At 61.3% G+C, this 4394-nt stretch carries 5 protein-coding genes; all 5 read right to left on the bottom strand.

Annotated elements, in window-relative coordinates:
* Positions 1-594, bottom strand: a 594-nt coding sequence (locus AAAC48_RS03550) for an alpha/beta fold hydrolase (RefSeq protein WP_340652847.1), incomplete at its 3' end; no start/stop codon positions are given.
* Positions 595-599: 5 nt separating this feature from the next.
* Complete coding sequence (locus AAAC48_RS03545) at positions 600-1943, bottom strand: MFS transporter (RefSeq protein WP_340652846.1); 1344 nt, start codon at positions 1941-1943, stop codon at positions 600-602.
* 80 nt (positions 1944-2023) lie between these two features.
* A complete protein-coding gene (locus AAAC48_RS03540) occupies positions 2024-2806 on the bottom strand; it encodes a 1,6-dihydroxycyclohexa-2,4-diene-1-carboxylate dehydrogenase (RefSeq protein WP_340652845.1) in 783 nt (260 codons plus the stop codon).
* Entirely contained in the window at positions 2806-3819 is a 1014-nt protein-coding gene (benC, locus tag AAAC48_RS03535) for a benzoate 1,2-dioxygenase electron transfer component BenC (RefSeq protein ID WP_340652844.1), read from the bottom strand. Before benC ends, AAAC48_RS03540 begins: the two co-directional genes overlap by 1 nt.
* An 18-nt stretch (positions 3820-3837) precedes the next feature.
* A complete protein-coding gene (benB, locus tag AAAC48_RS03530; protein WP_340652843.1) occupies positions 3838-4329 on the bottom strand; it encodes a benzoate 1,2-dioxygenase small subunit in 492 nt (163 codons plus the stop codon).
* Between the last annotated feature and the right edge of the window lie 65 nt (positions 4330-4394).

The following is a 4394-nucleotide window of genomic DNA, read 5'->3' as shown; positions in this document are numbered from 1 at the left end:
CCGCAATGATCGGATCGTCGGTGAAAGGTCCGCAGCGGCAATCGCTTCGGCCGCGGCTGCGTACCCCTCCGGAACCGTATTCATCAGCATTGTCCTGAGCCGGCGAGTTTCTGGAACATCGGCAGCGGCGGGCGTTACCCAGCGGGCGAGCACCGCGTCAACGATCGCTGCCATACCGGACGTGCGGACCGTCTCGGCGCGACCTCGCCAGAGGTCAGGCGGTGGAATTGCCATGGCGGTGTCGCAGAGCACCAGCGAGGAGACAAAGCCCGGCGCGGTGGCGGCAAGAGCCTGGGCGACCATGCCCCCGATGGAGAGGCCAGCCACATGTGCCTGCGTGATCCCCAGCCGCTTCATGGCGCACAGCACGTCCGCGGCCAGGCCCTCGATACTGTAGGGCCCACGAGTAACCGCGGTCAGGCCATGGCCGCGCAGGTCCGGGCGGATCACACGGAAATCCCGGGAAAGCACCGCTGCCTGAGGGTCCCAGACCCCGTGGTCTGTACCGAGAGAATGGAGCATCAGGAGAACGGGTGCATCCTGCGGACCGTCTGTCCGCAAGTACATGGTGAGGTCGTCAAGGTTCAGGAACATGCGTTTTACTCTGCCGTGGAAACTGGAGACGGCACAATAGCGCTGGCAGGCCGGGGCCCCTTGGCGAACATGGCCACCGCTGCCACGAAGGCAGGCACGGCAGCCACCGCGAAGACCGTCGAGAGATCCCAGCCCAGCGACAGGAGAACACCTCCAATCATTGATCCGAGGATCGAGCCTGTACGGCCCACGGCATTGGCCCAACTCACACCGGTGGCCCGGTTTTCGGTCGGATAGTAGCCGGCTGCGAGCGCGTTGATGCCGACTTGCGCGCCCGCGACCCCAAAGCCTGCGCCGAAAATGGCGAGCACCAGGAGCCAGGGCACGGTCACCGCATGCCCGAGAAGCACGACAAAGAGGCCGGCCGCAACATAGGCTCCAGCGAGTACCTTGTGAGGTTCAAAGGCATCCATCAGGCGCCCGATCAGGATCGCTCCGATGGTGCCGCCGGTCGCCAGCGTCGCGCCCATGAGCGAAGCCTTCGCCATGGAGAAGCCCGCGGACGTGATCAGGAGAGGCAACCAGCTCGACAGCAGATAAAAGACGAGCAGGCTCATGAAAAAGGTCACCCAGATCAGGAGCGTGCCAACACCGCGCCCGTGCTTGAACAATTGTCCAACGGGCGATCCGGCAGGACGAACGGGCACGGCGAACACGGCCCCCTCAAGATCTGCTGCCGGAACAAGCCGCTTCAGCACGGCGGCAACGTAGCTTGGCTCGGCGCGCCGGCCCGCGAGATAGCGCGCCGATTCGGGCAAGAGTGCAAAAAGGCCGATAGAGAGCAGCAGCGGCAACATTCCGCCAAGGACGAGCAAGCCTTGCCAGCCCCAGGCCGCCACGACATGCGAGGCGGCAATTCCTGCGGCGGCCGAACCGATAGTAAAGCCACAGAACATCAGCGTAAGGAGCGTGGCGCGCCGGGGTTGGGTGCTGATTTCAGCGGTCAGTGTAATGGCTGCTGGCATGGCGCCACCAAGACCGAGGCCGGTGATAAAGCGCATGACCGTCAGCATCTGGACATCCGCGGCGAAGGACGAGGCGTAGGTGGCGAGACCGAAAAAGACGGTGGTGAAGAGGAGCACCGGCTTTCGGCCGATCCGGTCGGCGAGCGGTCCGAAGAGAAAGGCTCCGGTCATCAGACCGAACAGACCTGCGGCGAAAAGCGGAGCGAGGTCGACGGGGGAAACGCCCCACTCGGCCTTCAGCACGGGGGCAATGAAACCAATGGCCGCCGTGTCAAAGCCGTCGATAGCAACGACCAGAAAGCACAGGACAATGACAATCGTCTGGTAGCTTGACAGAGGGTTCGTATCAAACACCTCCTGAACATCGATGATCTTCTTCTGCATGGGTGGTTTCTCCTCCTGTTGTATCCCCGATCCGTTGCTTGGCTTCTCGTCCGCTGCAACGTGATTTTCGTTCATTGCATTCAGCCGGTATCGCCGCCGCCAACCGGCAGGATGGTTCCCGTTAGGTATGAGGCCTCGTCCGACGCCATGAAGAGGATGGCGTTCGCCTGCTCCTCCAGCGTGCCGTACCGCTTCATGAAGCTCGATTCCGTGGTCTGCCGAACGACCTCATCGATCCAGCGCCCGTCGTCTTCCGTCTGGTTTTCGCTGTTGCGCGGTATGCGGCGCTGCGGCGCGTCCGTGCCGCCCGGTGCGACTGCATTGACGCGGATTCCGCGTTCGGCATTCTCCATTGCCATCGCCACGGTGAGGGCGTTAACCGCTCCCTTCGCAGCCGAATAGGGCACACGATTGATGCCGCGTGTGGCGATCGACGAAACATTGACAATGACGCCGCTGCCCACCTCGATCATCGACGGCAACACGGCTCGGCAGCACCACATGGTCGGGAATAGCGAGCGGCGGATTTCCGCCTCAATCTGCCGATCGTCAAAATGCTCGAACGGCCGCATCCATATCGCCCCGCCGACATTGTTTACGAGGACGTCGATCCGTCCGAACTGGCGTATTGCTGTGGCTACAGCATCCCTCGCGCCCTCCCAATTCTCCAGATCGGCCAGAATGGCGATCGAAGAGCCCCCAGCAGTCTCGATCTCCACGGCGACCTCATGAACGAGTTCGGACCGGTCGACGAGTGCAAGGCGCGCGCCCTCTGCAGCGGCGCGGATCGCCACTTCACGGCCGATACCCTGGGCCGCGCCGGTCACGATCATGATCTTGTCCCGAAAGCGCTCCGACCTCATTACGCGGCCTCCGAAGCGTTGAACTTCTCATAATGGAAGGACGCCGGCTTGATGCCGATTATCTCGAAATGCTTGCGCACTGCTTCGACCATCGGCGGTGGGCCGCACAGATAGACATCGCTGTCGCCGCCATGCAGGTCTTCGGGTCCGAAGTGGTCGGTGACGAAACCCTTGCGGCTGGCGCTGCTGGCTGCATCGGCGACACAAACGCCGAATGTGAACTCGGGAATGGCCTCCGCGAATTCCTCCAGCTTGCCAACTTCGACCATGTCTGCGTCACGTGTGACGCCGTAAAGAAGGTGGATCGGCTGCGCTGATCTACCCTTTTCCTTGAGGTGGTCGAGCATGGCGAGGAAGGGTGCGAGTCCGGTACCTCCGGCGAGAAACAGCGCGGGGCGATGGAGATCGCGCAAATAGAAGGCACCGGATGGTCCATGCATCATCAGTCGGTCTCCAGGCGCGGCGCGGCTAGAAAGATAGGTCGACATCAACCCGCCCGGAATGTTGCGCACGAGGAAGTCGATACGACCGCCATTCACGCGCGACGAGAAGGAATAGGCACGGCTATGTGCCGTTTCAGGAACGGAAACCTGCATATATTGTCCTGGTAGGAAGGTCAGGCTGTCGGGCTCGTCCAGCTCCAGCGTGAAGCCGATTGTCGTATCGGACAGGTGGCGCACCTCGGACAGCCGGGCGCCAAAGGACGAAGGCCCGCTTTTGCACAGCTTTGATGTCGCGGGAACACTGACGACGCAGTCGCTCTCCGGCCGCATCTGACAAGTCAGTACATAGCCCTGCGCCGCCTCATCTTCCGTCAGCGCGTCCTCGATGTAAGATTCCATGCTGTAGCGGCCAGATTCGCAATGAGACTTGCAGGTACCGCAGACCCCGTCGCGACAATCCATGGGAATATTGAGCCGCGCGCGATAGGCGGCATCGACCAGGAGTTCGTTCGGGCCGCATTCGACAAAGCGCGTGACGCCGTCTTCGAAATTAAGGGCAACCTTGGGCATTGTCGAACCTCCTTCGATTCAGACGTGATAGATGTCGATGACGTGATGGATGTAGTCGTTGACAAGAACGATCTTCTTTCGGCCGATCTTCATCTCATCGCCCGCAACTTCGAGCGTATAGAAACTGGTGCCATAGTGGGTGTCGGTCGCCTTGTAGCGGAAGTTCTGCGTCATCCAGTTGAAGCGGATCTCGGCTTTGTCTTCCGTTTGGGACAGGATCTCCACATTGGAGATGTGATGCACGGTCCGAGGCTCCGGAAGGCTGGTAGCGCTCGAGCGATCCGTGCGAATACGGAAAATCCGGTCTTCCAGACCCTGCTTGCCGGCGTAGTACATCAGCGAAATTTCCGACAGCGGATCCTCCGTCAGCTTGTCGTCATCGTCCCAGGCCGGCATCCAGAACTCGACATGCTGCGCATAGAGCGCCAGCCAGTTGTCCCAGTCGCGGTCATCGAGATAGCGGGCCTCGCGATAGAGGAAGTCCTCGACCTTCTGGCGTGTAACCGTCATAACATCTCCTCCGGCGGACCGCTCCTCAGTCCGCCCCAATCTGATATTTCGAATATGCATCGCGG

Source organism: Phyllobacterium sp. (genome assembly GCF_037994405.1).
Classification (GTDB): domain Bacteria; phylum Pseudomonadota; class Alphaproteobacteria; order Rhizobiales; family Rhizobiaceae; genus Phyllobacterium.
This window is presented reverse-complemented; position numbering and strand designations above follow the sequence as displayed.